The organism is Fructobacillus fructosus KCTC 3544 (genome assembly GCF_001438695.1).
Classification (GTDB): Bacteria; Bacillota; Bacilli; order Lactobacillales; family Lactobacillaceae; genus Fructobacillus; species Fructobacillus fructosus.
The window spans coordinates 34,400-61,038 of record NZ_JQBH01000005.1 but is presented as its reverse complement, the minus strand read 5'-3'; the positions used below and the strand labels follow the sequence as shown (position 1 = coordinate 61,038).

The following is a 26,639-nucleotide window of genomic DNA, read 5'->3' as shown; positions in this document are numbered from 1 at the left end:
CGCTTATGCAATCCTTCGGTTAAATATTTACAAGTATTATTATATCTGCACATTAAATGGGTTTCAAGATAATTGGGGCGATGGAACGAACTTTCTCGATTTTGGTTACACCTGTTTTTATAATTGGACCGTCCCAATTATAAAAAGGACAACTTTTGCCTTTTTGCCCACAAAAGTTGTCCCACTGATCATTCCGAACCAATCGATACGAATGCGTTATAACGTAAGTATTTGTAATGCAGCCGCATGTTTGCGTACTCCAACGGGGTACCATCATCCATGAAGAAAATCCCCTCCATGATGCCAACCGGTTCCGTTTTCTTCAGTTTCAACAGGTGCTGTTCCTCCTCATCGGAAGGTGCGGCCATAATCGTCATGAAGGACCGCGTGACTTTCTTCTGCTTTTCCTTTTCCACGTAGCCATAGATTGACTGGGTCACGTTCTCTTTCTTAAGACCCGGCAGCAGTGAAATGGGCACGTAACCGTACTCAATCATGAAGGGCACCCCGTCCAACTTGCGCAGGCGCTTAATTTCATAAACAAAGTCACCCTCGTTTAGAAAAAGCGCCGACTGCTGTTCCTCATTGGCCTGAATCACACGAAAGTCAAGTAACTCAATGGAGGGCGCCTGTCCATTAATTCGAAAGGAATCCGAAACCCCTAGGTTGGAGCCTTCATGCTGAAAAATGGCCTGATTCTTTAGGTACAAAGGATTCACAAAAGTCCCAGAACCCCTTTTTTTAAAAATAATTCCCTGCTGAACCAGCACCGAGAGGGCACGCTTAATGGACGAACGCGATACCCCATAATCTTCGGCCATGGAGCGCTCATCGGGCAGTTTTAGTTCCGGGTAGGCACCCTGATAAATTTTTGCTTTGATGTCGGCTTGCACCGATACGTATTTTGCTTGTGTCATGGTTTCAGTTTAGCACAAATTGGTCGGACCAGTTTTCCATCTGGTCTCACCCCTTTGCGATTGTGCTAAAATAGACCCATGGCAAAGAAGAAAAAAGACAAAAAAACACTTCCCGAACTTGTTTTAGAAAAGCACGGTGTTTCCTACGAACCGCTACACTTGAACGCTCTTGACCTGACGGAGGAAGAAAAAGCGGCCAAGTTCGCAGAACTCGGCATCCAAGAGTCCGATATCTACAAGACTTTGGCAGCCAAAGGAGATAAAACTGGTCCAATTGTTGCTGTTGTACCACTGACCGAACGGTTGGATATGAAGAAATTCGCCGCCGTTTCCGGCAATAAAAAGGCCCACATGTTACCTGTTAAGGAACTGGAGAAAACAACCGGTTACGTACACGGTGCGAATAACCCAGTCGGTATTTGGCAGAACAAGCATTTTCCGATTTACCTTGATCAACACGCGGAAGAGGCATCCTTTATTCTAGTGTCTGCCGGCGAACTCGGCCGTTCGGATAAACTGAACCCCAGGGATTTAGCGGAAATGATTGACGCTTCCTTTGAAGACTTAACGGAATAATCAGACACTCCTCTGGTCTAAGAGTGGTCAACACGAAATTTCAAAAATACAACATAAAATCACTGATTCTTGATTGACCAAACAAAAAAGAAGCCGAACAAATGATATGTCCTAATTTTAGGGTTCATATCATAAGTTCGGCTTCTTTTTCGATTACCACGAGTTATTCATATTTGCCGGTGGAATGGGTGGCATCCCCGCATCATTGGCTCGGTAGTCCGGCGCCCGATCAGCAAACTTAAAGGTCGGCTTATTAAACATCAAAGTCGCCGTACCCCGTGCACCAGCACGGTTCTTTTCCAAAATAACATCAATCGGCACGGAATCCTGTTCAGGTTCGGCAGGGCCGCCCCCGTCTTCCTCACCGTCATTTCGATAATAATCATCTCGGTAAAGAAAGGCCACGATGTCAGCATCCTGCTCGATTGAGCCTGATTCACGCAAATCCGAAAGAACTGGTCGCTTATCCGTTCGTTGTTCAACACCACGGGAAAGCTGAGCCAATGCGATGATTGGCGTGTGCAATTCCTTCGCCAGCTTCTTGATGGAACGAGAGATTTCGGAAACGGCCTGCTGGCGACTTTCCGTGTTACCGGATTCAATCAATCCCAAATAATCGATCATAACAAGGCCGAGGGGGTGGGGATTTTCATCGCGCTCCTCTTCAGACATGTTCGCCAACAAATCCTTCTCCAACTGACGCAGCTTGGCCGAAATTTGGGCCATTCGGATGCCCGGTGTATCGTCCATATAAATCTTCATGTTCGACAAGGATTGGAGGGCAACCGTTAATGAATTCCAGTCTTCTTCCTGCATCTGACCAGTGGTGATGTGGTTGGAATCAATCGATCCCTCCGCCGCCACCAAACGGGTGACCAAATCAACCGCTCCCATTTCCAATGAAAAGATGACAACGGGCACTTTTTCGGACTTGGCAGCGTTTTTCGCTAAATTCAGCACGAAGGCCGTCTTACCAACGGCCGGACGGGCCCCAATAACAATCATCTGGTCCTCACGGAAGCCGTGCGTCAACTTGTCTAATTCAGGATAACCTGTGGCTAACCCGACAACATCGGACTTGTTTTCCACAGCGGCGGTCAAATTATCATTGAATTCGTCAATAACGTCTTGAATGCGTTGCAGCCCATCATCCCCACGGTTTTCAGCCAACCGGTCAACTTCGTGCGAAACCTCTTCCAAGAGTTCCGTCGAATCTTTGGCCCCGTCATAGGCTAAGGACATGTTTTTCGTCAGCGTCTCAATCAAGCGGCGTAGCACGGCTTTTTCGTGAACGATATCGGCATAATGTTTCAGGTTCGCAGCCGACGCCGTTGATTCAGCGAGTTCAGCCAGGTAGGCAATGCCCCCAACGTTTTCCAACTGCTGGTTCGCGTTTAACTTATCTTGTAAAGTCAACACGTCAATTGGCCGATTTTCAGCGACCAAGGACTGCATGGCTTTAAAAATTTCCTGGTGAGCAGTCCGGTAAAAGTCCTTCGGTTCAAGGATGGCTTCGGCCGTCACCATGGCAGTATCAGAATGCACGTCAAAGAAAATCGCCCCAAAGACGGCTTTTTCAGCTTCGATGTCTTGGGGCGCTTGTCGGTATTCGTTAGCCATTAATGAAACATCGGCCATGATTAACCCTCTTGAACGTGAACACGCAAGTCAGCTTGAACTTGCTTGTGCAACTTCACTGGAACAGTGGTGAAGCCCATGGCGTGAATGGGTTGGTCAAGCAATAACTTGCGCTTGTCCAACTTAACCTGGTATTGCTTTTCCAAGGCTGCCACAATTTGCTTTGAAGAGATGGCACCGAAGAGACGACCGTCCGTTCCGGCTTTTCCTGGAATCGCAACAACGGTCTTCTCGTTTTCGAGCAACTTCTTCAAATCTTCGGCCGCCGCTAATTCAGCCGCTGCTTGCTTTTCTTCAGCCTTTTGGCGACCCTTAACAGCACCCAAGTTCTTGCCAGTTGCTGGTTCTGCTTTTTTGTTCTTGATTAAGAAGTTATTGGCGTAGCCATCGGGAACGTTCTTCACTTCCCCCTTCTTACCACGGCCCTTTACATCTTCCAAAAATACAACTTTCATGCGTGCCTCCCTCTGGGACTATCCCCAATTGCTTTACTCTATTATAACGTAGTTTGCTTAAATTGATGCTTCTTCGGCTTCTTGGCCTTCAATCGCTTTGATCAGTTCTTGATAAGCTTCGTCCGTCGTCACGTCCGCCATTTGCGTAGCAGCGTTCGACAAGTGACCACCGCCACCAAGGTCTTCCATCACTGTTTGAACGTTAAAGTCACCGTTGGAACGTGCTGAAATTCCAACCCGGCCATCTTGGCGCTTCGTCAATACAAAGGATGCCTTCACACCTTCAATTTGCAACAGTTCGTCCGCTGCTTGGGCCGTAATCACCCCGCCATAGACGGTATCGTTGTCCCCAACGGAAATCGCCGTTGCATCACGCACTTCAGCATTGGCAATCAGTTCAGCCCGGGCCTTAAAGTCGCCAAACTTTTCCTTCAAGAAGGATTGAATCAATTCATTGTCGGCACCATTTGCCCGCAAGTAGGAAGCAGCATCGAACGTTCGTGACCCTGTTCGGAGCACAAAGTTCTTCGTATCCACCTGAATCCCACCAAGCATGGCGGTTGCTTCCAGACGTGTGATGGCAGCACCCTTCTGGTTCTGATACTGAAGCAGCTCCGTTACTAATTCAGAAGTTGACGAAGCGTATGGCTCAATATAGGTCAACAAAGGCTTATCAGCCAGCCCATCTTCACCCAAACGGTGGTGGTCAATCACTACTAATCGACCAGCCAACTCATTCAGCAATTCCGGCGCACCGGTTAACTGAGCCTTCGAATGGTCAACCAAAATCAATAGTGATTGATCCGTTGCCCGGTCCAAGGCCTCTTTTTCAGAAATAACCGAAGCACCCAGGTTTTCACCAGGAACTGGATCTTCTGGATCAGCATGCCGAACCGCCCGCAAAAGTGACTGAATATCTGAGAAAATGTGGTCTTCATCAACCACCACAAAGGCCTTTTTATGTCTTGTTTGACTAAAGCGCCAGAGTCCCATGGCGGAACCAATCGCGTCCAAATCGGGCGAACGGTGACCAACCACAAAGACCTGATCGGCCTGATCGATCAATTCGGCAATGGTTTGCGAAATCACACGAGCACGCACTCGCGTCCGCTTTTCCATCGGGTTGGTTGTTCCCCCATAGAAACGGGCCGGTGATTCGTCATCCTTAACAACCACTTGGTCACCACCTCGTCCAAGCGCCAAATCCAAGTTGGTTTGAGCCAATTGAACAAGGGAGTTAATGTCCTTCTCACCGTAAGCAATTCCCATTGACAAAGTCAGTGGTGAATTCTTTTGAGCAGTCGAGTCACGAACCGTTTTAACAACGGAGAACTTATCATTCTCAGCCTTTTGTAAATCCTGCTGATAACCCATCAATAAATAAGTAACCGGAGAAAGTCGGCGAACGTACATGTCGTACTTCTTCGCCCATTCCGTCAGCTGACCAGTGACTTCCGTCCGAAGCATCGACGTCTCTGAATCAGGCATCCCTTCCGTCACTTCTTCGTAGTTATCCACCGAAACAATTCCCGTCACCAGACGGTGATTCTGGAGGTTGGTTTCAAGGGCAACGTTTTCTGACACATCAAGCAGGTAAAGGGTTCCTAAATCTTTTTGATAAACCAACTCAAAGGAATGGTCCAACCAGTTCACCGTGGGGTGACTTTCGTCGTTCATCGCCTTAACCAACGATGGTTCAGAATCCGAAAGCACATCCCCAATCAGATCACGGCCACCCATCATTTCCTGCAAGTAGGGGTTTACCCAGACCACTCGCTCGTCATCCAGCAAAATCACCCCAATCGGCATCTGCAAAACGGCTTCCTGTTGGCCGACTTTGACACGATGAGTTAGTTCTTCCAAATAAGAATCCGAATCTTGACTCGACAGAATCAACTGTCGCACCAAGAACCCGGCCATCACGACCAAAATCAACAGCCATACCAAGGCAAAAATCCAGTTGACCAAAACAGCCAAAACCATGGACAACACAGCCACCAAAGCCGACATTGCCACAGACATGACAAAAGTCTTATTTTGTTGATAGCGGGCTAACGCCCCAATGTTTAAAAAGGTTTTCATGTTTTCCTCAACAATCTTTTATACTTAAGCTCATTTTACCATATTTACCCTTTTCTTAAGAATTTGGTTGGGGAAAGAGACCAGCTGGAGTTTTCTTAGGTAATAAAAAAGCCATCGCTGGCCGGCGATGGTTGCAAAAGAAGGGGTAAGTTCTTCTTAAATAATCTAACGAAATTATAACATCCTTTTTCAGGACGAAGTAAAGCCATTTAGAAGAATCTAAAAGGAAGTAACATCATAAAAAATTTCAACTGGTCGTTGCATTGCCCAATATTGATCATAAAAATTTTTATCCACCAACTAACAATTTTATTCGGAAATTGAATCATCACCCATCAATGAAAACTTTTGGATAGAGAACAAAATATTCCCTAGTTATCTTATCTGTATAACAACACCGATTTTCAAAGTAATGCAAAGTCAGGTAAACTGTTAGTAACAAACAACTCATGGAGCAAGTAAGATGAAGGGAATTTTACAAAATAAAAGGTTATTAGTTACTGTACTCTTTTCAGCTTTTCTGTTCAAAGAATTCGTTCCTCTTCCGGAGTTCGTCCGATGCATATTATTCATTATTCAACTGTCACTGTTTAGCATCCTCATTGGATTGGTAAGTGATAGAACAGACAAGCAGTAGCAAAACACCTTAAGGAGTAAATATGACTAAACAACAAGTACTTGCATGTAAAATCATCATGATTATGGGGATTATTGTAGAGCTAATTTGGTTAGTTATTGATTTAGCGTTAGGACGATTAACCGAAATGACTGTGCCGTCCTCATTACTTGTTTCGCAATCAATGTTATTTTGGATTATTTTTTGGAACTAAAAAAAATAATTCTCATGAAAATTCTCATCAAGGATAACTTCACAAGTAATAAATTGCTATAGGAGGCGGTTATGAGAGCCAGACCAATCTATTGGGAGCGAATTGATCAAGTCGCCTTTTCATAAAAATAAAAAGCGCCCCGATTCCATCGGCGGCGCTTTTTAGCTTGCAATAAAGCAAATTGTGTAAAACACCATCTACTTAATTCTTTTACAAATATGAAAAGTTAGTTATGATGGTGATTTTATTCGTACGTAATCATTCCAATGTAATAAAACCAAAACGAAGCTGACAACTTAACATCTACAATTTTATGACCATTGTCTTGTAGATCTTTTAAACTTTGGTTTATTTTATTATCAAAAGAAGCTGCGGATGTTATGCTGGAAACTGTTTTTGTTTGAATCATTGTTCTCTCCTTGATTGCTATTCTCTAAGTGTACCAATACAAACGGTCAAGTGATGATTTTGATAAGGCACATTATGCTGACTTTGCACTTATTACTTCTTTTCATAAAAGGTACTGGCAAAAAGTGATAGTAAGATAATCAAACAGACAGGCGTAAGTAAATCATTAAATGAAAAACCTCGTACTAGTATCTTTACTATTTCAAATAGATGAAACGTAATTAATAAAAGAGTGCTAACTAAGGCAAGGACAGTAAAAGAATTTTTGTTTTTTAATTGCATAATTAATCCCAGACCGACAACCCAATGAACATAAAAGACCATCGCTAGTCGCTGATGGCCGAACAAAAAGGTAAAACTCACTGCAACTCAACAGGCACTGTGTATCCCGTTCCAATGCGGACAATAAACCATTTATTACTGCGTTTAGTTTGAGAAATGTATGTTTCAAAGAAATTCTTTCGGTAACCTTCATTCTGTTGGTCATCACTAAGTTGCTCGAGCTGTTTTTGAAAGTCACTTGTTTTCACGTAAAAATTGGCAACGTTTTTTATTACAAAATGGATGTACTGGCTTTTGTCCAACTTATCACTGGCAACACGAAATGAGGATGTGACACTAAATAGACCGGTTCCTCCATAGTTTTTACTAGTACATTCTATAACTTCCCTTGAATTTTCAATTGAAGATTCATCCACTGTTTGAATGAGACCTGGCTTTTGCGGTAGTTTTCGCACATCTCGATTAGCTGTCGTCGTTTTACCAATTTTTTCATTTAAGAATTTAGCAATAAATGATCGGAAACTCTGAACAGAGGGATCATCAGGTCTCGTGTAGCGCAAATATAAAAAAACAAAAATCAGTGTGATAACCAAATTGATGGCTGTCGTCAGTAAGTTAACAACAATATCTGCCAATTTATCATAATAGTTAATATTCATGATTCGCTCCAGTTTATAATGGAATCTTAAACACACTTCCTATGCCCAGACCAACAATTCGATGAAGGCAATCGTCACGACAAACCGCACCAGATGATGTTGCCAATGGAAATCATGCAACAGTAAGCCACGAACAACGGCTAAAATTTGGAAAGCAACCAATGACAGGATACTCAGAATAACGAAGTTTGGCCAAGCCAAAAATGTTGCAACTAGAAGTACAATTGCTACTAGATTCGTTAAGTAATTCAACCAGCTTAGATTTGTTTTCTTGGTTTGCCAAGTTGCTAGCATCATTAACGAAGCATAAATTGCTAGCAAAACCCGTATGATTAGTGCCATTCTTCTCTCCTACTCTACTTTCAAATGGTATCCATACGTTTCGTTCAGTCTGAACATGTCCGTATGATTGTTTAAATTATGGCGTACTGCTAAAAGAAAAGCAAATGACACGACCGATAGATCACGTCCCCTTATCAGTCGATTACCCATTCTATGTACAAAAAAAGCGAGACCGTAGTCTCGCTTTTTCTTTTACCATTAGTCTTCAGTAACGAATGGCAACAACGCCATGATACGGGCGCGCTTGATAGCGGCCGTAACTTTACGTTGGTTCTTTGCTGACGTTCCAGTCACACGACGTGGCAAAATCTTACCACGTTCTGAGATGAAGCGTTCCAACAATTCAGTGTCCTTGTAGTCAACGTGTTCGATGTGGTTGGCTGCAATGAAGTCTACCTTACGGCGACGGCGTGGGCCGCCTTGTGGGCGACGACGTTGTGGACGTGCGTTTTGTTCTGACATGAAGATGCTCCTTTCTTAAAAGAATTTTTAGAATGGCAAATCGTCATCTGAGATGTCGATTTCCGAATTTGTGTTGGCTGCGAATGGGTTAGCATTCTGACCAGACGTTTGATTATTAGATTGGCTGTTGCTTGCAAACGGATCAGCTGCGGCGGAGCCGTAGTTGTTGTTACCACCAAACGAACCGTTCTGACCTTGGTCAGCAGAACCATTTTGTGCGCGACGACGTTCAGAATCAGCCTTTGACTCCAACAATGAGAAGTTGTCGACTGAAACTTCGGTCACGTAGACACGTTGGCCGGCGTTGTTTTCGTAGTTACGGGTTTGCAAACGACCTTCGATTGCCACAAGGGCACCCTTACCAGTAAAGTTGGCAAAGTTTTCAGCTGCCTTCCGCCAGATCACGGCGTTAATAAAGTCAGCTTCCCGGTCGCCATTGGCGTTGGTAAAGTTCCGGTTCACGGCAAGCGTGAAGGAACCAACCGCCACCCCAGACTGGGTATAGCGCAATTCCACATCACGGGTTAACCGTCCAATTAAAACAACTCGATTGATCATCTTTTAGGTTCCTCCCGGTGGAATTTCGTTTTACTTTTCGTCTACTTTAACGATCATTTGACGCAAGATATCAGCTGAGATCTTTGCCAAACGGTCGAATTCGTTTGCTGCTTCGTTAGAATCAGCAGTAAATTCAACAACATGGTAAGTACCTTCACGGTAACCAGCGATTTCGTATGCGAAACGGCGGTTAGCGGCCCAGTCAGCTGACTTTTCAATGTTCGCACCGTTGTCAGCCAAGATCTTGTCAAAGCGCTCTACAAGAGCTTTCTTTGCATCGGCTTCCATGTCAGGGCGAATAATGTAAGTTAATTCGTATGCTGTAGTCATCGATTTTTCCTCCTTTTGGTCTCTGGCAACCTGCTGGTTGCAAGGAGTGCGTGCAGAGTCTGCACTCACGTCTATTAAATATACTAAATTTCCACCAATTTAGCAAGGGGTTGCCAAAGGTCCACCTACCTTTTCCTTCCGCACATTAAATGATACGAAAAAAGTCGGTGAGAGCTACCGACTTTTACAAAATATTATGCTTCTTTTTTCGACTGCTTCAAGCCCACACCCGTCAATGCTGACAACAGCGAGAAGACTGGTGACAGTAAGGCTAAGAAGGTGAATGGCACGAAGGACAGCACGGGCACGTGTAGCGTTTGACTAGCAAAGGCTCCGGCAACTCCCCAAGGTACCAAATAGTTGGCAATGGCACCGGAATCTTCCATGGCCCGGGAGAGGGCTAATGGTGAGAGCCCGAAGCGCTTGTAGTCTTCTTTGAAAAGTTGCCCAGGTAACATGGTTGAGAGGTACTGCTCACCAACCAAGAAGTTGGTGGCAATTCCCGTGACCAAGGTTGAAAAGACCAAGGAACGCTGGGATTTGAGTTTTGAAACCAACGGATTCATGACGGCCCGTAGAATACCTAGGTTAGAGAGTAGCCCACCCAAAGCAAGAGCCAACATGATTAACATGATGGTGTCCATCATGGCCACCATCCCCCCACGGTTCAGCAAGGCTGCCAAAGTCGCGTTGTGCGATGTTGTATGGAAACCGTTGACAACCAAGTTCGACCAGGTTTTCAATGAGTGACCAGAAAATAAGTAGTAAGCCGAGCAAACTACCACGTTAATGAGGAGGGAGGGAATGGCCGGCACCTTTTTCATAGCGGTAACGAAAATGAGTAGGATTGGCACAATCGCCCACCAAGTTGGCGTAATCAGATGGGTCATGTCGGACGTCTTCAAGGCGACACTGCCCGCATGAACGCCACTCAGTCCAAAGACGAAGGCGAGCAGCAACGTGACTAGCAAGGCGGGAATCGTTGTCCACATCAAGTTCTTCAAGTGGGCGAAGAGATCGACCTCGGCAACGGCTGCCGCCAGGTTGGTGGAATCTGATAGTGGTGAACTCTTGTCACCAAAAATGGCACCAGAAACCACGAACCCAGCCACAATGGCGGGATTAAAGCCAATGGTTGTCCCAATGCCCATCAAGGCAACCCCAACCGTTGACATGGTGGTAAAAGCGGAGCCAATCATCATCCCCACCAAAGCACAAGTCAGCAAGGCCGTTGGCAAGAACCACTGGGGGTTGATTAACTTAAAGCCGGCCCAAATCATGGTTGGAATGACCCCAGTCCCTAACCAAAGGGCAATCATGGCCCCAATCAAAAGGAAGAGGAAAAGCGGTGCAATCCCGGCTTCAATTCCCTTAATCAAAGCCGCTTGAGCATCCTTGAAGGAAACGCCAGACAGGCGCATCAGTAGAACAACCCAGGCGATGGCCACCAAGAGCGGCGCAATGGGCGCTAATCCAAGGCCGATAATCCCTCCGGCCAAAATAACGACCACGCCAATTAGCAATAGCGTGGCAAATGTACGATTAATTTTATTTGTTGTCATGTTTATCATCCTATTCGTGTTGGACACTTCTCACACGTTTAGTCCGCTTGCGCGACTTTCTTATTTTTTGATACAAAGTAAAGACCAATGTTTACTAACACCATGCCGACAAAGACCGACAGGAACAGACCGGCAAACCAACCGTGATCGAGCATAATGCCCCCATAAACGGGGCCAAGCATTCGGCCGGTCGAAATCATCATGCCGACAAAGCCCTGTGCCTGACCCGAAACGGACTTCGGCGTTACTTGGGCGACCCAGGCCGGCACCTGTGGTGAAGCCAACATCTCCCCCACCGTCAGCAGTTCAAAGACCAAAACAATTTGCCAGAACTGGTCCACGAAAAGCATTAATAGGAAAGAAAGTGCGAAAATCAACCCACCAGCAATCACCGAAATGGCATAGTTGCGCTTGTTGGCCCAGTTTGAAATCATCTTTTGGAAAACGATGATGGTCAACCCATTCAATACCCAAAGGTTGGCATAGTGAGCGGTTGAAATACCGATGCGATGCAGATAAGTCGCCATGACCGTCTCCCAAAGCATGTAGGAAAGGTACATTAATAGAAGAAAAGCTGCAATCCAAATCAGCAGGGCCGTAAATTTCAACTTGGGGCGTTGACCTGACAGAGGCTCAGATACGGTCTCGACCACTTGGCTTTCATCTGAGAGTACCGACTGGTTGTCCGCTTCTTCTTCGGGCAAAACGTCTCCAGCAACGGGATCGGTATCCACGTTGAAGAAGATAGCGACCACAATTCCCAGTGTTAGGTAGAGCAACCCAGCGATTAACATCAACCAGGAAAAGCCATAGTCAAAGAGATACCCAACCACCAGAGTACCCAGAACAACCCCAACGTTTAGCACAATGTACATGTTGTTGAAGACGACTCGTGTGTTTTTCCCAGTCACCGTGGTGGCATAGGCATTTAACAAAGTCGTCACCGACCCGAGACCAATCGACGTCAGCCAAATCAAAAAGGCAAAGACCGGCCAGCCATTATAAAAGAACAGCGTGGTCACCGAGCAAAAGGCAATGGCCGAGGCAATGAGGAGCGAGGGGTAGGCCTTCCATCGGTCAAACAGTTGACCAGCAATGAAAGACCCTAAGACGTTCATCAAAGCCGCCACTAAGAGTACCAAGCCCGATGTCGTTAAAGTCTGTCCCAGCGACAAAGTCATGTGGAGCGTCGTTACCGGCCAAATCATGGCGTGGCCAGTATTGGCGGCCAAGTTAGCAAGCAACAACCATTTTTCATTCAATTTTTTAACCGCTGTTCTTGCCATTTCCCCCTCCAAGCGCTTTATTTCTAGTATAGCATAGGGATGCCGATTCCTTGTGACCTCCCCCATGACAGTCCGTTATCTATTTTAACAGGGGAAAAGCCGAACAGGAAGTGACTTTTCACAAGTGGTTAACAGTGGGAAAGTAAACGTTTTCATCTTTAATCACATTTCCACTTTTCCCACTGATTTTTCGTCAGTAATCGTTTATAATGGAGGGGATAGAGAAAAGAAAAGGGGAATTTTAATGGCTAAAGAATTAAAAACCTTAGTAACGTTTTTCGGTGCAACGGGTGATTTGGCTAAGCGCCTACTTTACCCATCCGTGTTCAACTTGTATAAGAAGGGTTACCTGGTCAATGACTTTGCCATTGTCGGTACTTCGCGTCAAGAATTAACGGATGACGAATACCAAGACATGGTTCGTACTTCAATTTCAGAAGGTCAAGACAAGGACCAAGTGGAAAGCTTTTTGAAGCACTTCTCTTACATCGCTTCGGATGTTACAGAAGCCGAAGGCTACGCCGGTTTGAAGACGAAGATTGAAGAAGAATCTGCTAAGTTCAACGTTGTCGGCAACCGAATTTTCTACCTGGCTGTTGCCCCACGTTTCTTTGGAACGATTGCTCAGTACCTGAAGTCCGAAGGGCTCATGTCGGATGAAGGTTACAACCGCATCATGATTGAGAAGCCATTTGGTACTTCATACGAAACGGCCGAACAATTACAAAACGAATTGACACAAGCCTTTGATGAAGATCAGGTTTACCGTATCGACCACTTCATGGGTAAGGAACTGGTCATGGGCATTGCCCCACTCCGTTTTGGAAATCCAATGCTAAACACAGCTTGGAACAAGGATTACATCAAGAACGTCCAGGTAACTTTGGCCGAAACACTTGGTGTTGAGGAACGTGCCGGTTACTACGACACGGCCGGTGCCCTTTTGGACATGATTCAAAACCACACCATGCAAATCATCGGTTGGTTGGCCATGGAAGAACCAAAGGACTTCTCTGACGTTGCCATCCGCAATGCCAAGAACGCAGCCTTCTCCGCCCTTGAAATTTACGATGCCAAGGGTGCTGATCGCTACTTCGTTCGTGGCCAATACACGGCCAGTGCGACGAATAAGGATCACGTTTCCTATACTGACGAACCTGATGTACCGAAGGATTCACAGACCAACACGTACATTGCTGGTGAATTGCACTTCAACACACCACGTTGGCAAGGTGTACCTTTCTACATCCGTTCTGGAAAGCGCATGGAAGCCAAGACAACTCGGATTGACGTTGTCTTCAAGGCCGGCGCCTTCAAGTTCGGTGGTCAACAGGAACCACAAGAAACGGTTCTTTCAATTGTTGTTTCACCAGATGCCCACATCACAATGTCATTAAACGCCAAGGAAGTTTCCGATGACTTCTCAACGCAGTTGATTGACCTTGGATGGGCACCAACTGATCAGCAAAAGGCTGACACACCTGCCCCTTACGAACGTTTGTTGCACGATGCCATGGATGGTAACGGTTCAAACTTCGCTGACTGGCATGGTGTTGCCACTGCTTGGAAGTTCGTCGATGCTCTTTCTGCTGCATACGCTGAAAACAAGGCACCGCTTTACAAGTACGCATCCGATACAATGGGTCCTAAAGAAGCTGACGAATTACTCGAACGAAACGGCGATTCATGGGTCTTCAAGGGTTAATTTTCCCACTAAAAAAGCGATTCACTCTAACGTGAATCGCTTTTTTTCTGTCTTAAAATAACTTGACGATTAATTCGTAAACATGAACCAAGAAACCGGAATCCAGCAGCACATAGAGTCCAATCAAAATGTAGCAAATCTTCATTAATTTTTCACCGAAACGGTCAATTAATGACGTCACGACTTTGTTATCAGCCACTGCCCGAAGAACAAAGACAATGATTACAGTTAAGACCCCAATGTATAGTAATGTTTCGGCAAAAGTCAGCCAACTTTCACCAAGCAAAACCGGCAGGAAAATCGAAAGATTGCAGCCGGCACATACCGATAAATACGTTCCAAGCACAATCCAAAACGGTGACTTTCCCTTCGCGTCGTCGTCCTCATCGTCATCGTCATCGCGGAAAGCCAAGTAAATTGGTATGAAACCCAGCACACCCAATAACCATTCTGGTAAGAAGGCTTCAAGAACCTGACCCGCAAGAAAACTAGCCATCATTAAGAAAAGGTTCCCAAGCAGGTAAGCCATTAAGACTACTCGAAATGGGTACTTTTTCAAGAGAAAAAGCAACATAATAAAGAAATCGAGGTTAACCGCTAAAAAGGTCAACGTAAGTAATGAAATATTCATTTTCTCCTCTCATATCTAACACATGAATTTTTGTTCATCTTTAATACATGAATATAATATCATATTTTAAAAATGGTGCAACCTCCGCTCGTCATTTTCTAGTCTTGATAAATAACTAAACGTTCAGTTATAATAAAAGCATGCGAAAATATGATAAAGAAAAAGACAAGCGCTTAAAAGACGCACTCATCTCTCTTTCAGCACAGGAGGGTCTTGCTTCACTAACGACGGCCAAGATTGCTAAAAAGGCCGGTATTAGCCCAGCAACTATCTACCTGCGTTATACCAGCAAGGAAGATTTAATTAGTCGAATCTATGAAGAAGTTAAGACAGAATTGCATAGTGGCATAGCGGAAGCCATCTCGACAGAGGCAACCACTGTTGACCAATTACGCGCACTGATTCTGTTCAGCATCAAAAAAACAGTGGAATGCCCACAGGAAAGTGACTTCGTCCGCCAGGCAAGCATTAATCGTTCACTTCTCGATGAAGCGGCACAAAACTTTGTCGAAGAAGAAAACGGCGCCATTGCCGAACTGATGAACAAGCTTGACCAGAGTCCAGCTTTCGTCTACCCAAATCGAGAATCACTCGAAGCCCTGTTGGCTTTTCCAAGCCAGGTTTTCGAGCAAAACCCAAACCAAGAATTAGGCGTTGCCGAAGCCTTAGCAGACATGGCAATTGCCGGTATTTATAAAGGAGAATGACATGACACGAACACTAATCACAGGAGCAACGGATGGTATCGGAAAGATCACGGCAACTAATCTAGCTAAAATGGGGCAGGAAATTATCATCCACGGCCGCAATGAGCGTAAGGCGCAGCAGGTTGTTGAAGAAATTAAACAAGACAGTGGTAACGAAAACATTTCCTACCTCATTGCCGACCTCACAGACATGACCGCCATTCAAGAAATGGTCAACGACTTTTACAAAGAATTTGATCACCTGGACGTTCTCATTAATAACGCCGGTGCGGTTTTAGATGATACCATTGTCAAAACAAAGGATGGCTTGGAAGCGACCTTCGCATTAAACATGATGGCTCCCTTCCTGTTAACTAAGCTCTTACTACCAGCGCTTGAAAAGAGCAGCGATGGTCGTGTGATTAACATGTCATCGGCCACTTATCGCCAAGCTAAACCAAACAAGTCTGATTTCAACTCATTTGAAAACAAATCCGGGCAAAGTCGTTACGGTACCAGCAAACTCTACGTCATTTTGAATACTGAAAGCTGGGCGAAAAAGTTAGCCAGCGAAGGCATTCAGAATGTCACAGTGAACGTTTCCCATCCTGGGGCTGTTGCAACTAACTTTGGACAGAATTCAGACAATGGTTGGCTTAATAATCTCGTTTACAAAATTGCCTTAAAAGTCATGCCAGCCCCTGAAAACGGGGCTATCACCAACACCTTCTTAGCTAGCGACAGCGGGGTGAAAAAGATATCTGGCGCTTTCTTCGACAACAAGAAAAAGCAGATTCAACCAAAAATCAGCGTTGAAGAGCAACAGTTAGCGCAACCACTGTTTGAATACTGTGAAAAAGTTGCCACACAATTTAACTAAAAAAAGCCAGTCTCTCGACTGGCTTTTTTATTCATTAGTACCAAACACCCTTCAGACATTCTCCAAATCAAACGCTTCGTTTTCAAGTAATCCGGTTTCATCATTCAGCGTTTTCAAGAAGGTTTTCATGAACTCTTTTCGCTTCTCTCCTTCGACACGAGCCGCCGGCGTATTTAATTGGGCAGGCAATTTAAAGATTTTTTCGTAAAAATGGTTGACGGAGGGATTTTCGTTCTTACGGTAGGCTGCTTTATCCTTCAGCTCTGTGACCGGCAAGACCTTGGGGTCGGCCAGAACGCGTCCCTTGGCGCCACCATATGCAAAGGTTCTCGCGATGGCAATGGCCCCTAATGATTCAATGCGATCAGCATCTTGCACGTATTGACCAAGTTCGGAAAGCTCATAATGGTGAACCAAATTAGCCGAATAGGACATGTGTTGAATCGTATCCATGACATCAGCAATTTCCTCTGTTGAAAAATCACTATTCGACAGCAACTTTTCCACCTTTTGGATTTGTCCTGGCACATCGTCGACGACTTTGTCATCAATGGTATCGTGCAGGAGCCCCCCCGCACGTAGAACCGCCTCTTCGTCCTCCGTCATGTTGTCGTGATCAGCCAAGAAAAACTTAACCGCCCAGTCACCCACTCGCTGTGCGTGATAAAAGTCATGGCCGGACGCATCCCCGCCCAATGTTTCTTCCGCAAAATCGTAAATCTTCCCTAATTGAACCATGTCGCCCCTCTCCAATTCCATCAACTATCAAAACGTTTTTCTAATTTTAGTATGAAAAATGCTTCATTTCAAGGGAAAGTATTTAAAATCTGAAGAGAAAAAGAATGTTTTTCAAAGCTATCAGGAAAAACGTTCGTTTTTAAGTAGCCAAACTGGTTACCGGACGAGCATGTCCACGCCAAATTTGTTAAACTGGTCTTAATACAGAAAAGAAAAGGAATCCAAATGTCATTTTTAGAGCTTAAAAACATTCATAAGTCCTATTACCTGGGCTCGCAAGAGTTCCCGGTTCTAAAGGGCATCAATCTCGACTTTGACCTCGGCGACTTCGTCTCCATTCTCGGTGAATCCGGAGGGGGAAAGTCCACGTTGATGAACATCATCGGTGGCCTTGACCGTAATTTTGAGGGTGAAGTGCTTGTTGATGGAAAGAAGCTTGATCACAAGCAGGAAAAATCCCTCGACAAATACCGTCGTGAAACAATCGGCTATATTTACCAGTCCTACAACTTGATTTCCCACTTGTCAGTTCTAGACAACGTTTTGGTGTCATTAGACATGACGACTTTGTCAAAGAAAGAACGGGAAGCTCGTGCCAAGGAATTGTTGGTTAAGGTTGGCCTGGAAGGCCAAATCAAGAAGTACCCCAACCAGATTTCTGGTGGACAAAAGCAACGTGTGGCCATTGCCCGCGCCCTGGCATCCGACCCCAAGGTCATCATCGCCGATGAGCCAACCGGTGCGCTTGACTCGCAAAACACCAAGGAAGTCCTATCACTCTTGAACGAGATCGCATCGGAAGGTCGTCTCGTGATTACCGTGACTCACTCCGAAGCCGTTGCCGATGCCGGTACCCGAATCGTTCGTTTGGCTGACGGTCAAATTGAGTCCGACGAACGCATCAAGCCCGCTTACCCTAAGCAGGATAAGGAAATGATTCCGTCTCGAGCACTTCCTCGTCGTGCTTCGATTAAAACGGCCTTCAAACACTTCCGTCATCATCTGGGAACCAATTCACTGATTATTCTCGGCACGGCTATCGGACTTTTCTCTGTTATCTTGTTTTCTGGTCTTGGTAACGGGATTGCCGGCTACATGTCCAGTCAAATCACCAAAGTTGCCAACCCACAGGTCATGTCCGTGAGTCGTTATGTGAAATCAGACGATGATGAGAACAGTGCCTTCTCCGAAAGCAGCAATACACCGGCTTTCACCGCGGCCCAACTCGATCAAATCAAAAAGCAAAAGCACGTTTCAAAGGTTGAATCTTCTTACACAGCCATGAATGCGACCGCTACATACAATAACCAAAACGTCACGATGCGCGCCTTAACAAACTGGACGTCATCCAATTCTGACGATTCCGTTAAAGCCGGACACGCTCCAACCAAGGATGGCGAAATCTTAATTGACCAATCAGCCGTAGCTGAGAAGTTCAATAAGAACAATTATAAGGACTTGATTGGCAAGCAAGTGACCGTTTCCTACCAAGCTCTCAACGCACAACAAGAAAACGTGACCGTTAAATTCACGGCAACCGTTTCTGGAATCGGCCACTCAGATAGCCAGGGTGCCCAGATTAACGCCGTTAACACAACAACCATTCAAAACGCCTTGAAGCAAGCCGGTCTAAGCGCTAATCCGACCGATATTTCTGTTAAGGTGGACGACTTGGATAATGTTGAGGATACAGCGGCTTCCATTGATAAGATTAAGGATGGTTCGAACCGTCTTTACAAGACGTCGACAATTCAAAGTATCATCAAAAAGATCCAGACCTACGTCAACTTAGCAACGTCCATTCTGTCATTGATCGCCGGCATTTCACTGATTGTTTCTGCCCTTATGATCATTGTAACGATGTTCATGTCCGTTGCAGCACGGACCAAAGAAATCGGTATTCTACGTGCACTCGGTGAGTCGAAGCGAGACATTCGCTGGCTCTTTATTTCCGAGTCATTGATTACGGGACTACTCTCCGCTTCCGTTGCCACGTTACTTGCCTACCTGGCACAAGCGGGTATCAACGGTGCGCTGAAGAGTATCGCCAATTACGCCTTCGTCCAAGTCACTACGGGCGACGTCATTACCGCCTTCGTGCTGGCCCTAATCATCTCACTTCTGGCAGCACTCTTACCTGCCCGTCGTGCGGCAAAGCTTAATCCAATTGACGCTTTATCAGCCGAATAAAATCAAAAATCCCGACAAACACAATGTGCTTGTCGGGATTTTTTTACTATATATCAGTCGGTGGTAGTCCATCCAAATACGCTCGAAAGAATGGACAATCAAAAAATACTGCCAATTCTGGGCCATAGAGGTGACAAAAAGTAAGAATCACCAAAAGATCCGGCATCACCTGCCCTGATTCATATTTTGAAATCGCTGATTGCGAAAGGTGCAAACTCGCTGCCACCTGTGATTGCGAATAACCATGCATTAAGCGAGATTTTTTGAGGCGATTGGCCAATTCTTCCTGGACTAACTGACGTAAGGACGTCTCCATCCATTTATGGTCAAATTGGTCAATTGCTGCGGGATGTGCAAGAACCATTTTGCTCCTCCTTTACAATGGTTTCCTGCCTGACTTCCAATTTTCTTCCTACTGTCTGGCCCTATTATAACCAGTCATACTACGTTTTAACAGCAAAAACACGAACAAACGTTCGTTTTATTCCAAACATTCATGCTATCAAACAATCACTGTCAAAGCATATAAAAAAGTCGGTCACACGGACCGACTTTATCAAGTGCCATTAATTAAAAATAAACCCCTGAAATGGGAAAACCAATTGCGACTAAGTAAATGGCCCAACCCCAAAAGAGATAGCTGACGAACGAAACCAGCGTTTGTTGCCATGGATTTTGCCAGAAAAAGCCACGTTTTTCAAAGATTCCTCGGTAAATTTGTTCAATCAACACCCAAACCAAAAAACCCCAAAGCGTTCCTGAACCTGCGGTAATCCCGGTATCAATGTTTGCCCAAACGAGAAAAACGATACTCAACAAGATGGACAACACCAGCATCATCATTTGGCTAATATCAACAAAGGTCCCGCCACCAATGGTTAACGCTTCCGATCGTTTGTCGCCTTCCAACTTAAAAAGTTGCTGAAAGCCGATTCGCACCAGGGCGGACAAAATACCAGCCAGCAAACCAACCCATAACGTATTTAACAATGTTGTTCCAAACATGCAATATCTCCTTCACTTTGCTAATGTCATTCTAGCACTTTTCATGTTATTCACGAAGAATCGACCAATTCTTCAAGCTTTTTTAAATTCGAGGCTTCGAAGTCCAGTTTGACTGACTTTTTGGTATAATTAACTTTTGAAAGGTTCAATAACATCCCCTCAGGGCAGCTGGACCTTTGAGCCAATCAAGCCTATCTGGCTTGTTAAAGTACTTAAGCAGCGACACAAAAAAGTACACCTAAATGGAGGTTTTTCTGTTGAAAGTCAAACGCGAAAACATGGTTGATTACTATACATTTGGTTCCACCGCGGAGCTATTACTTTACTTAGGAATTGAGCGAGAAACGCTCTTTCACCGAGCTAAGTTACGTGGTATCGATTTGAACGGTACCTACACAGAAGAAGATTTGGCTGCCCTCAAACCCGAAAAGAACGCCTACCTTGGTTCTTTGAATGCGGAAACGGAAGCTGAAGTTGAAGTGCTGAAGATGAAACTGCAAATGTTAGAATCTCAGCTAGGTTATAAGAACCAACAAATCGAGGATCGTCAGGAACACATCGACACGCTCAAATCGACGCTCCAAAAGGCCGAACAAAACCTTGAAAAAACGCAAACAACCGTCGACCAGCAACAACACCTCCAGATGGCCACTCTTTCTCAATTGGACAAAGTCACATCACGTGTTCAACGTATCGAAATGGAAGATGAACAAAAGAAGCACTGGTGGTCACGTAAGAAAAAGAAAGATTAACACGAAGTCAGCTCAGGCTGACTTTTTTTGTACAAAAAAAAGAGGAGCTCCTGCTCCTCTTTTGCTTTTAATCAGCACCAACGGCTAGGGTGTAATCAAAGGTTGCTCCCTCGTAATTCGTACCCGACTTTAACGCGTTGGTTGTTTTAAGTAATAAACCGTGGTCATTATCATAGTTGGCTGTGTAATTATAACCAGTGCTATCTTGATTGAACTGGTACCCGGCCGCCATTGACCAAATCGTTATCGGCTTGTCCGAAACAGTCGAAACCGTACCATCATTGCCCTTCCAGAAATAAGAGACAACCCCGTCCTGCTTATTTTTCGTCATGGCAATCTGTACACTAGCCTCAGGATTGGCTTTGGTCGAATTCACCGTAAAGGCCATCCCGTTTTGCCCAGAAATCAAATTTGATAGTCCATAGGACTTCGGCAAGTCATTGGCCGTCAGCGTATAGGCCCGGTTCAACTGGCCCTTTACCAGAGAGACAACCGCTGGGCCAGAGCCAAACTCCATATAGCGAGGGCTCCCCAGCAATAAACGCTGCACAGCCCGACTATAAGCGGGACTAACGTCAAAACTAAAGGAAGTAAAGGAAGTCCCAATACTTCCAGTTGCTGCATCCGTTGTCAAAGAATCCGACCCATCGGCATTTTTCGAAAAACGACCGTTTAGGTTAGATCCGTTAAGATAAATCGTACTACCATAACCAGAGAAAATTTTAGAACCGCCTCGGGCAAGGAAATGAGCATCGTTGCCGAGATTGAGTCCATTGCGGAGCATCCCATCAATGACCGGCGTCGAAGTCGACAGCTTATTAATCAGAAAGGAGCCATTATCCGCTACGTTAATAAACCGACTCCCAAACGAACCGATGTTTAGCCCCCCGGCCGTTGTTAAATCCACCTTGGCGCCTTGACCAACAGTGATGCCGAGATCATTCCCGCGAGACTGAAATAAATTGGTATCGCCCGTATTGCGATTCCCGTTCACAATGAAATTTGCTTTGTCCCCAATGTTCCACATTCGAGAATCAACGGAACCACGGTCAACGTAGCGGGCATTATCAACGTTCCAAATCAAACTCGCCTTATTGGCTACGGATAAAGTCGAGGCAAAGGAACTGGATAAGTAGTGGTAGAAAATATTGCTTTGTTTTGCGTTGATGTTAACAGTCGTTGATCCATCCAAAACATTGACATCGTTGGCCCCATGAATCCAAGAATTCTGTCCGTACTCCGTTGATGGATTGGCTGTCCCAAGCGAAGCCGGGTCTTGCTTTCCAGAACCAAAGTTCTTCCCCGGGGTTCCCGTAATGTTGAAAACATTCTTACCAGAAAACTCGATTCTGCCCTTCCGGTTGACGATTGGTGTCGCGCCGTCGCGTGCCGCCCCGTTCATTTCAGTCACATTATGGTACTGCGTCGTCGCTGCAGCTCCCTTAGATACTTCGAAAATACCGTAGGTAATACTATTAATCCACTGAACGTTTTCCATTCGTAGTGTTGTTGCAGAGGTAACAAGACTACTTTCTGACCAAAAACCTGATCGCTTATCGCCACCGTCAGTAATTTTCACACTCGTTGTCGGGTCTAAAGTAGCAGCAAAAGTCAGGGTGTGATGATTGCCTAAAATCACCAGGCTCTTCCCCTCTTGTATTTCGGTTCCCGTGTAAGCGCTGAAATCACCCGAAACATCAGCCGTTACGTTCAGATAGACAGTTGACTGGTATGAATCCTCATACGCTTCGAACATATCTGACCAAGAAGCAACATTATAATACACTGCCCCAGCATTTCCAGTAACAGACCCATCGGTATCAGTCTGTGGTGTGGTGTCGGCTGAACCACTCAATGAAAGCACGGTTAAAAGGGTTAACAATGCGGTTAGCATCAAAAGCAGCTTTTTCATTGTCTTTCCCTCCTTCCGTGTTAATTAATCAATCAACGGCTTTCCTGATTCGACTTGGAAACGATAACAACATCCATTCCCTCACGACGCATTTGCTTATAGGCCTTATAGGAAATACGACGATTAATTTGCTTCCCCTGTAGGTTTTCGACAACATCCACCATTTTTTTCTGCTTCCGCCAAAGGAAGAACAGAATAATCAACAATGGAATGAGCAACAAGAGCCACAACCAATTATTATTTCGGGTCATTGGGTTCGATGACAGCCAACCCGAAACTGCTGATAAGGAGGACACTTTAAACTCTTTCGTCCAGTGCCAAGTCACGTTGTTTTTATTATCATGAATGGTGATATCCGCCACATAAGTCTTTCCGGACTTTAATTCCTTTGTGGGTACCTGGTAGGTAAAATTGGATCCATTGGCAATCGATTGGTTACTCTGAACATCATTAACCACCGTTGCCGACTCACCCTTTTGGTGGACCTTTACCGTTGAGCTGGCATTCGAAACATAACCATTTTGTTTATTTTGCAAAGCAATGTTAACAATTCCCGATTGGCTTTTTGATTGATAAGAGACTTTCTTTAGGTCTAAATCCGCTTTCGTGACCACATCCGTGTTCGACAACTGAACATAGGTCATATAGTTAAATCGGTTGGTATACCCATTTTGTGCTTGATCAGAACTCGCTACCTGCTTTTGAATGTGGATGCCACCCAACCAAGAACCATCGATTTTAGTTGAAGGCATGGTAACTTGGGCTGGAATTTCCCTTGTTTCGCCAGCCGCCACCGTCACCTTTGCGCTACTTACTTTTAAAATCGAATTCCCGAGACGAAGGGAAGAATTAACGGCATCCTGCACTTCATTAATCGGTCGATTCGCTGACATCACCATGTTACTGCCAGTTTCTGCCTGTGTTGCCGAAATCAAAAAGGTCGCTGGCTTCGTATCGCGGTTAGTTAACGAAACAGCCAGCGTCGTTTTTTCACCGGGATTCAGTTTCAAATCATACCAAGCACGGCTGGTGTCCCCGCGTTCTTTATCACTTTTAACAATCGAGGCATCAAATTTTGAATCCGTTGCGTTATCGGCTGAGACCAGTACTGATGTCAACAAAAACAGACTCATCAGCATGCCCACAGTTTTGATTAACTTTTTCATCTATCACGTCTCCGTCAATATCTCGAAAGAAAAAGCGAACAACTCGTCGCTGCCCGCTATATCATGCCATTGTTTTGCTTAGTCCATGCTTGGGGAAAGCGTGTAGTCAATGGTTCCCTTATATTGACCAGCCTTGATTGTGTTGTCGTTTAACGTCAACAAACCAGTCTTTGGTGCTTCAAAGGTAATCGTTGTGTTTCCTTGAAGACTAGTTGTTCCTTCCGCAACATCATCCGCAAAAACGGACAATGGTGAGATTGCTCCAGCCGTTAACAAAGCAGCAACACCTAAGTTTAACTTTGTAAATGTTTTCATGATGGCACCCTCTTGTTCCTTCTATTTTTACTAATTCCAATCAATAATTATATGATTATAATGACATCTTGTCAATATTACAATCAGGCTTACCAAATTCAAAAAAGCCAGCATCCAAACGTTTTACGATAGGACACTGGCTATTTTTAATGTGGTTGGTTAGGCGAAGTAATGATCTTCTTCCTTGGCGATATTATCCTTAACGGTTGTTGAGTACCAGAACGGCACATGAATCTTACCGATCACGTGTTTCTTCGATACAAAGCCGAAGTAACGGGAATCATTTGAAACCGACCGGTGGTCCCCAAGAACAAAGTAGGAGTCCTTCGGCACTACAGTCTGATTACGGTCACTCACTTTCCAAAGACCAGTTGAAGACAAGGACTTCAAATCCCATGAGGAACCGAATGAAGCGGCTGTTCCAGCGTTTTGCTCGGTTGTACTAATGAAGGATTGGTTCACTTTCTTACCGTTAACGTACAAGACACCATCCTGGTAGGACACTGTATCCCCAGCAACAGCGATTACCCGCTTCACATAGTCTTTATTACCTGCCTTAATTCGCGGATCTTCTTGTCGCGCATCGAAGACAACAACATCCCCACGCTTTAAGTTTTCAGTCTTTTGGACCAAAACTCGTTGCTGATCGAGCAAGTTTGGGTCCATTGAGTCACCAGAAATGGTTACCACATTGATAAAGAAGGTCGTGATCACAACGTAGATTCCTACCCCAATACCAACTGGAATTACCCAATTCCAAATAAATGAGAATATTTTTTTCATAATTATTACCTCGAAGTAAGCTTACACGTTCAAATTTATGGGCGCAAGCGACTTTATCATTTTGAAAGACGAAAACGTTCTGTTACGAACGAACCGTGTTAATCGTGACCAAGTAAGTAGCCCGGTCACGCACTCCTTTTGTTTTGAAGGAGATAATGCCATGTTCCTTCTGCAAATCCGTTAAATCTTGATCCTGCAGGCGTGAAGCGATCAAGCTCAAGGGGTTGGGCCCAGGGAAGGCTTTCGTCCAGTCGATCACGAGGTAATCCTCATACGAAAAACAGAGCACCCGATAATCAAGAACAGGCTCTTCTTCATCCGTCGTTGTGGTTTCTACCATAAAGGACGGACCACCCTCTTCTCGTTCCACAGCCTGCAAAGAAAGCCAGTAGTCCCTCCTGCGCAACTTTAGCTCAGTAATTTTCATCGACTCGCCTCCCCCCTCTTCTAATTTGTTTTTGGTAATTCCGACAAAACAGCTTCTTCATAGGGAATGGAAGGGAGGGCGCCGGCTGAGGCAACTGTAATTGATGAAGCTGCCACTGCATAGCGGATGGCCCCTTCAACGTTATCGAAAGATGGTGACAACCGTGATAACAGTGCCCCAATGAAGGTGTCACCCGCCGCCGTCGTATCAATAGCGGTCGTCTTAATGGCCGGCACCATTACTTCTTTGCCCTTCTTGGATCGGTAGAAAGCTCCCTTATCACCAAGGGTAATTAGCACGTGTTCGAGGCCAAGGTCGAAGAAAAAGTCGGCATTTTTGATTAACGAAGCTCGATCGGTTACCGGGATGTTCGTTATCAAGGCAGCCTCGTGTTCGTTTGGCACAATCAAGTCCGTTTGCTCGAGCAATGACTTGGGCAAGTCTTCTTGATCAGGCACTGGTGCTGGATTTAGCACAGTCGTGACACCCGCTTCCTTCGCCTCTTTAAAAGCCGTCAACGCGGTTTCAAGTGGAATCTCTAGCTGTGTTAGACAAAAATCAGAACCGGTCAGCGCTGCTTTTTGGTCCCAGATGTCCTTGGCTGAAAGGTCCCCGTTGGCGCCCTCATAAACATAGATAATGTTGTCACCCGTTGCTTTCGAGACCGTGATATAGGCCTGACCTGTCTGGAACTTATCCGAGTGCAACACGTATTCAAGGTTTAAATCGTCTTCCTGCACCCGCTGGCTAAGGTCAAAGTCGGCACCGACTTTGGTAACAAAGTTCGCCTTGGCACCGGAGCGGGCAATGGCAACCGCCTGGTTCAAGCCCTTACCACCCATAACTTCTTCTTGATGTTGGCCAATCGAAAGGGTTTCGCCCGACTGCGCCAGCCTATGCACGCGGGTCACGCGGTCGATATTCGTTGAACCGACAATGGTTACTTGCTTTTTCATAGTCATCCTTTTTCCCATCTAATGGGATTGATTTCTCCTCCTATTTTACTAGAAAGACAGGACTTTTCCAGCAAAAATGTACAAAGAAATCGAAGGTGGTTGCGTC

General features: G+C 45.2%; 29 protein-coding genes. 7 read left to right on the top strand and 22 right to left on the bottom strand.

Annotation, left to right across the window (positions count from 1 at the left end):
* Nucleotides 1–188: 188 nt before the first annotated feature.
* Nucleotides 189–917 carry a GntR family transcriptional regulator gene (locus tag IV71_RS03230; RefSeq protein ID WP_010690408.1) on the bottom strand — a complete coding sequence of 243 codons (729 nt, stop codon included), beginning with the start codon at nucleotides 915–917 and terminating at the stop codon, nucleotides 189–191.
* A 78-nt stretch (nucleotides 918–995) separates the two neighbouring features.
* On the opposite strand from IV71_RS03230, the gene IV71_RS03225 reads away from it, so the two are divergent.
* Nucleotides 996–1,493, top strand: a complete 498-nt coding sequence (locus tag IV71_RS03225; RefSeq protein ID WP_010690407.1) for an aminoacyl-tRNA deacylase — start codon at nucleotides 996–998, stop codon at nucleotides 1,491–1,493.
* A 153-nt stretch (nucleotides 1,494–1,646) separates the two neighbouring features.
* Here IV71_RS03225 and dnaB read toward each other — a convergent pair whose 3' ends face one another.
* From dnaB to IV71_RS03210, 3 genes are read right to left on the bottom strand one after another with little or no spacing between them, the layout of a single operon-like run.
* Nucleotides 1,647–3,131 carry a replicative DNA helicase gene (gene dnaB / locus IV71_RS03220; RefSeq protein WP_010690405.1) on the bottom strand — a complete coding sequence of 495 codons (1,485 nt, stop codon included), beginning with the start codon at nucleotides 3,129–3,131 and terminating at the stop codon, nucleotides 1,647–1,649.
* Nucleotides 3,132–3,133: 2 nt separating this feature from the next.
* Nucleotides 3,134–3,586 carry a 50S ribosomal protein L9 gene (gene rplI / locus IV71_RS03215; RefSeq protein WP_010690401.1) on the bottom strand — a complete coding sequence of 151 codons (453 nt, stop codon included), beginning with the start codon at nucleotides 3,584–3,586 and terminating at the stop codon, nucleotides 3,134–3,136.
* A 57-nt stretch (nucleotides 3,587–3,643) separates the two neighbouring features.
* The gene (locus tag IV71_RS03210; RefSeq protein ID WP_010690400.1) at nucleotides 3,644–5,668 is read right to left on the bottom strand and encodes a DHH family phosphoesterase; all 2,025 of its coding nucleotides are present in this window, start codon (nucleotides 5,666–5,668) and stop codon (nucleotides 3,644–3,646) included.
* 659 nt (nucleotides 5,669–6,327) lie between these two features.
* Between IV71_RS03210 and IV71_RS07905 the strand changes: the two genes are divergently transcribed.
* Nucleotides 6,328–6,498 (top strand): hypothetical protein, encoded by a 171-nt coding sequence (locus IV71_RS07905; protein WP_010690397.1) that lies wholly within the window; start codon nucleotides 6,328–6,330, stop codon nucleotides 6,496–6,498.
* A 244-nt stretch (nucleotides 6,499–6,742) separates the two neighbouring features.
* On the opposite strand, the gene IV71_RS07900 is transcribed toward IV71_RS07905, so the two are convergent.
* The 8 genes from IV71_RS07900 to IV71_RS03175 all read right to left on the bottom strand — a co-directional run bounded on the left by IV71_RS07900 (nucleotide 6,743) and on the right by IV71_RS03175 (nucleotide 12,387).
* Complete coding sequence (locus tag IV71_RS07900; protein WP_010690395.1) at nucleotides 6,743–6,907, bottom strand: hypothetical protein; 165 nt, start codon at nucleotides 6,905–6,907, stop codon at nucleotides 6,743–6,745.
* Between the two features lie 358 nt (nucleotides 6,908–7,265).
* The gene (locus tag IV71_RS03205; RefSeq protein ID WP_010690394.1) at nucleotides 7,266–7,847 is read right to left on the bottom strand and encodes a hypothetical protein; all 582 of its coding nucleotides are present in this window, start codon (nucleotides 7,845–7,847) and stop codon (nucleotides 7,266–7,268) included.
* Nucleotides 7,848–7,886: 39 nt separating this feature from the next.
* Nucleotides 7,887–8,189, bottom strand: coding sequence for a hypothetical protein (locus IV71_RS03200; protein WP_010690393.1), 303 nt, complete (start codon nucleotides 8,187–8,189; stop codon nucleotides 7,887–7,889).
* Between the two features lie 198 nt (nucleotides 8,190–8,387).
* A complete protein-coding gene (gene rpsR, locus IV71_RS03195) occupies nucleotides 8,388–8,651 on the bottom strand; it encodes a 30S ribosomal protein S18 (protein ID WP_010690392.1) in 264 nt (87 codons plus the stop codon).
* 27 nt (nucleotides 8,652–8,678) lie between these two features.
* Nucleotides 8,679–9,209, bottom strand: a complete 531-nt coding sequence (gene ssb, locus IV71_RS03190; protein WP_010690390.1) for a single-stranded DNA-binding protein — start codon at nucleotides 9,207–9,209, stop codon at nucleotides 8,679–8,681.
* A gap of 30 nt (nucleotides 9,210–9,239) precedes the next feature.
* The gene (rpsF, locus tag IV71_RS03185) at nucleotides 9,240–9,539 is read right to left on the bottom strand and encodes a 30S ribosomal protein S6 (protein WP_010690389.1); all 300 of its coding nucleotides are present in this window, start codon (nucleotides 9,537–9,539) and stop codon (nucleotides 9,240–9,242) included.
* Between the two features lie 194 nt (nucleotides 9,540–9,733).
* Nucleotides 9,734–11,101 carry a Na+/H+ antiporter NhaC gene (gene nhaC, locus IV71_RS03180; protein WP_010690388.1) on the bottom strand — a complete coding sequence of 456 codons (1,368 nt, stop codon included), beginning with the start codon at nucleotides 11,099–11,101 and terminating at the stop codon, nucleotides 9,734–9,736.
* 38 nt (nucleotides 11,102–11,139) lie between these two features.
* Complete coding sequence (locus tag IV71_RS03175; RefSeq protein WP_010690387.1) at nucleotides 11,140–12,387, bottom strand: MFS transporter; 1,248 nt, start codon at nucleotides 12,385–12,387, stop codon at nucleotides 11,140–11,142.
* Between the two features lie 244 nt (nucleotides 12,388–12,631).
* On the opposite strand from IV71_RS03175, the gene zwf reads away from it, so the two are divergent.
* Nucleotides 12,632–14,092 (top strand): glucose-6-phosphate dehydrogenase, encoded by a 1,461-nt coding sequence (gene zwf / locus IV71_RS03170; protein ID WP_033444823.1) that lies wholly within the window; start codon nucleotides 12,632–12,634, stop codon nucleotides 14,090–14,092.
* 52 nt (nucleotides 14,093–14,144) lie between these two features.
* Here zwf and IV71_RS03165 read toward each other — a convergent pair whose 3' ends face one another.
* Complete coding sequence (locus tag IV71_RS03165; RefSeq protein ID WP_010691158.1) at nucleotides 14,145–14,723, bottom strand: cadmium resistance transporter; 579 nt, start codon at nucleotides 14,721–14,723, stop codon at nucleotides 14,145–14,147.
* A gap of 140 nt (nucleotides 14,724–14,863) precedes the next feature.
* On the opposite strand from IV71_RS03165, the gene IV71_RS03160 reads away from it, so the two are divergent.
* Complete coding sequence (locus IV71_RS03160) at nucleotides 14,864–15,430, top strand: TetR/AcrR family transcriptional regulator (protein ID WP_010691157.1); 567 nt, start codon at nucleotides 14,864–14,866, stop codon at nucleotides 15,428–15,430.
* A 1-nt stretch (nucleotide 15,431) separates the two neighbouring features.
* The gene (locus IV71_RS03155; protein ID WP_010691156.1) at nucleotides 15,432–16,289 is read left to right on the top strand and encodes an SDR family NAD(P)-dependent oxidoreductase; all 858 of its coding nucleotides are present in this window, start codon (nucleotides 15,432–15,434) and stop codon (nucleotides 16,287–16,289) included.
* A 51-nt stretch (nucleotides 16,290–16,340) separates the two neighbouring features.
* Here the strand turns inward: IV71_RS03155 and IV71_RS03150 are convergent, their stop codons facing one another.
* Complete coding sequence (locus IV71_RS03150) at nucleotides 16,341–17,027, bottom strand: HD domain-containing protein (protein WP_010691155.1); 687 nt, start codon at nucleotides 17,025–17,027, stop codon at nucleotides 16,341–16,343.
* Nucleotides 17,028–17,252: 225 nt separating this feature from the next.
* On the opposite strand from IV71_RS03150, the gene IV71_RS03145 reads away from it, so the two are divergent.
* On the top strand, nucleotides 17,253–19,217 hold the full coding sequence (locus IV71_RS03145; RefSeq protein ID WP_010691154.1) for an ABC transporter ATP-binding protein/permease: 1,965 nt from the start codon (nucleotides 17,253–17,255) through the stop codon (nucleotides 19,215–19,217).
* 46 nt (nucleotides 19,218–19,263) lie between these two features.
* On the opposite strand, the gene IV71_RS03140 is transcribed toward IV71_RS03145, so the two are convergent.
* Both IV71_RS03140 and IV71_RS03135 read right to left on the bottom strand, forming a co-directional pair.
* Nucleotides 19,264–19,581: a helix-turn-helix domain-containing protein gene (locus tag IV71_RS03140; RefSeq protein ID WP_010691153.1), complete on the bottom strand. Its 318-nt coding sequence runs from the start codon at nucleotides 19,579–19,581 to the stop codon at nucleotides 19,264–19,266.
* Nucleotides 19,582–19,787: 206 nt separating this feature from the next.
* Entirely contained in the window at nucleotides 19,788–20,222 is a 435-nt protein-coding gene (locus tag IV71_RS03135) for a hypothetical protein (RefSeq protein ID WP_010691152.1), read from the bottom strand.
* 257 nt (nucleotides 20,223–20,479) lie between these two features.
* Between IV71_RS03135 and IV71_RS03130 the strand changes: the two genes are divergently transcribed.
* Nucleotides 20,480–20,974, top strand: coding sequence for a hypothetical protein (locus IV71_RS03130; RefSeq protein WP_010691150.1), 495 nt, complete (start codon nucleotides 20,480–20,482; stop codon nucleotides 20,972–20,974).
* 67 nt (nucleotides 20,975–21,041) lie between these two features.
* Here the strand turns inward: IV71_RS03130 and IV71_RS03125 are convergent, their stop codons facing one another.
* From IV71_RS03125 to rbsK, 6 genes are all read right to left on the bottom strand, one after another.
* Nucleotides 21,042–22,886 carry a pectate lyase-like adhesive domain-containing protein gene (locus IV71_RS03125; protein WP_010691149.1) on the bottom strand — a complete coding sequence of 615 codons (1,845 nt, stop codon included), beginning with the start codon at nucleotides 22,884–22,886 and terminating at the stop codon, nucleotides 21,042–21,044.
* Nucleotides 22,887–22,918: 32 nt separating this feature from the next.
* Complete coding sequence (locus IV71_RS03120) at nucleotides 22,919–24,052, bottom strand: WxL protein host-binding domain-containing protein (protein WP_010691148.1); 1,134 nt, start codon at nucleotides 24,050–24,052, stop codon at nucleotides 22,919–22,921.
* A gap of 78 nt (nucleotides 24,053–24,130) precedes the next feature.
* Nucleotides 24,131–24,367 (bottom strand): hypothetical protein, encoded by a 237-nt coding sequence (locus tag IV71_RS03115; RefSeq protein WP_010691147.1) that lies wholly within the window; start codon nucleotides 24,365–24,367, stop codon nucleotides 24,131–24,133.
* Nucleotides 24,368–24,526: 159 nt separating this feature from the next.
* Complete coding sequence (gene lepB / locus IV71_RS03110) at nucleotides 24,527–25,150, bottom strand: signal peptidase I (protein ID WP_010691146.1); 624 nt, start codon at nucleotides 25,148–25,150, stop codon at nucleotides 24,527–24,529.
* Between the two features lie 82 nt (nucleotides 25,151–25,232).
* On the bottom strand, nucleotides 25,233–25,577 hold the full coding sequence (locus tag IV71_RS03105) for a hypothetical protein (protein WP_010691145.1): 345 nt from the start codon (nucleotides 25,575–25,577) through the stop codon (nucleotides 25,233–25,235).
* A gap of 20 nt (nucleotides 25,578–25,597) precedes the next feature.
* Nucleotides 25,598–26,539: a ribokinase gene (gene rbsK, locus IV71_RS03100; RefSeq protein WP_234781172.1), complete on the bottom strand. Its 942-nt coding sequence runs from the start codon at nucleotides 26,537–26,539 to the stop codon at nucleotides 25,598–25,600.
* Nucleotides 26,540–26,639: the final 100 nt, after the last annotated feature.

Bases quoted from the DNA above. Each gene is read 5' to 3' on its own strand.
- IV71_RS03140 (WP_010691153.1), bottom strand. From the start codon at position 19,581: ATGGTTCTTGCACATCCCGCAGCAATTGACCAATTTGACCATAAATGG.
- IV71_RS03105 (WP_010691145.1), bottom strand. From the start codon at position 25,577: ATGAAAATTACTGAGCTAAAGTTGCGCAGGAGGGACTACTGGCTTTCT.
- dnaB (WP_010690405.1), bottom strand. From the start codon at position 3,131: ATGGCCGATGTTTCATTAATGGCTAACGAATACCGACAAGCGCCCCAA.
- IV71_RS03210 (WP_010690400.1), bottom strand. From the start codon at position 5,668: ATGAAAACCTTTTTAAACATTGGGGCGTTAGCCCGCTATCAACAAAAT.
- IV71_RS03150 (WP_010691155.1), bottom strand. From the start codon at position 17,027: ATGGTTCAATTAGGGAAGATTTACGATTTTGCGGAAGAAACATTGGGC.
- IV71_RS03205 (WP_010690394.1), bottom strand. From the start codon at position 7,847: ATGAATATTAACTATTATGATAAATTGGCAGATATTGTTGTTAACTTA.
- IV71_RS03125 (WP_010691149.1), bottom strand. From the start codon at position 22,886: ATGAAAAAGCTGCTTTTGATGCTAACCGCATTGTTAACCCTTTTAACC.
- lepB (WP_010691146.1), bottom strand. From the start codon at position 25,150: ATGAAAAAAATATTCTCATTTATTTGGAATTGGGTAATTCCAGTTGGT.
- IV71_RS03155 (WP_010691156.1), top strand. From the start codon at position 15,432: ATGACACGAACACTAATCACAGGAGCAACGGATGGTATCGGAAAGATC.
- rpsF (WP_010690389.1), bottom strand. From the start codon at position 9,539: ATGACTACAGCATACGAATTAACTTACATTATTCGCCCTGACATGGAA.
- IV71_RS03145 (WP_010691154.1), top strand. From the start codon at position 17,253: ATGTCATTTTTAGAGCTTAAAAACATTCATAAGTCCTATTACCTGGGC.
- IV71_RS03115 (WP_010691147.1), bottom strand. From the start codon at position 24,367: ATGAAAACATTTACAAAGTTAAACTTAGGTGTTGCTGCTTTGTTAACG.
- IV71_RS03200 (WP_010690393.1), bottom strand. From the start codon at position 8,189: ATGGCACTAATCATACGGGTTTTGCTAGCAATTTATGCTTCGTTAATG.
- ssb (WP_010690390.1), bottom strand. From the start codon at position 9,209: ATGATCAATCGAGTTGTTTTAATTGGACGGTTAACCCGTGATGTGGAA.
- IV71_RS03135 (WP_010691152.1), bottom strand. From the start codon at position 20,222: ATGTTTGGAACAACATTGTTAAATACGTTATGGGTTGGTTTGCTGGCT.
- nhaC (WP_010690388.1), bottom strand. From the start codon at position 11,101: ATGACAACAAATAAAATTAATCGTACATTTGCCACGCTATTGCTAATT.
- zwf (WP_033444823.1), top strand. From the start codon at position 12,632: ATGGCTAAAGAATTAAAAACCTTAGTAACGTTTTTCGGTGCAACGGGT.
- IV71_RS03225 (WP_010690407.1), top strand. From the start codon at position 996: ATGGCAAAGAAGAAAAAAGACAAAAAAACACTTCCCGAACTTGTTTTA.
- IV71_RS07905 (WP_010690397.1), top strand. From the start codon at position 6,328: ATGACTAAACAACAAGTACTTGCATGTAAAATCATCATGATTATGGGG.
- IV71_RS03120 (WP_010691148.1), bottom strand. From the start codon at position 24,052: ATGAAAAAGTTAATCAAAACTGTGGGCATGCTGATGAGTCTGTTTTTG.
- IV71_RS03160 (WP_010691157.1), top strand. From the start codon at position 14,864: ATGCGAAAATATGATAAAGAAAAAGACAAGCGCTTAAAAGACGCACTC.
- IV71_RS03175 (WP_010690387.1), bottom strand. From the start codon at position 12,387: ATGGCAAGAACAGCGGTTAAAAAATTGAATGAAAAATGGTTGTTGCTT.
- rbsK (WP_234781172.1), bottom strand. From the start codon at position 26,539: ATGACTATGAAAAAGCAAGTAACCATTGTCGGTTCAACGAATATCGAC.
- IV71_RS03230 (WP_010690408.1), bottom strand. From the start codon at position 917: ATGACACAAGCAAAATACGTATCGGTGCAAGCCGACATCAAAGCAAAA.
- rpsR (WP_010690392.1), bottom strand. From the start codon at position 8,651: ATGTCAGAACAAAACGCACGTCCACAACGTCGTCGCCCACAAGGCGGC.
- IV71_RS03165 (WP_010691158.1), bottom strand. From the start codon at position 14,723: ATGAATATTTCATTACTTACGTTGACCTTTTTAGCGGTTAACCTCGAT.
- rplI (WP_010690401.1), bottom strand. From the start codon at position 3,586: ATGAAAGTTGTATTTTTGGAAGATGTAAAGGGCCGTGGTAAGAAGGGG.
- IV71_RS07900 (WP_010690395.1), bottom strand. From the start codon at position 6,907: ATGATTCAAACAAAAACAGTTTCCAGCATAACATCCGCAGCTTCTTTT.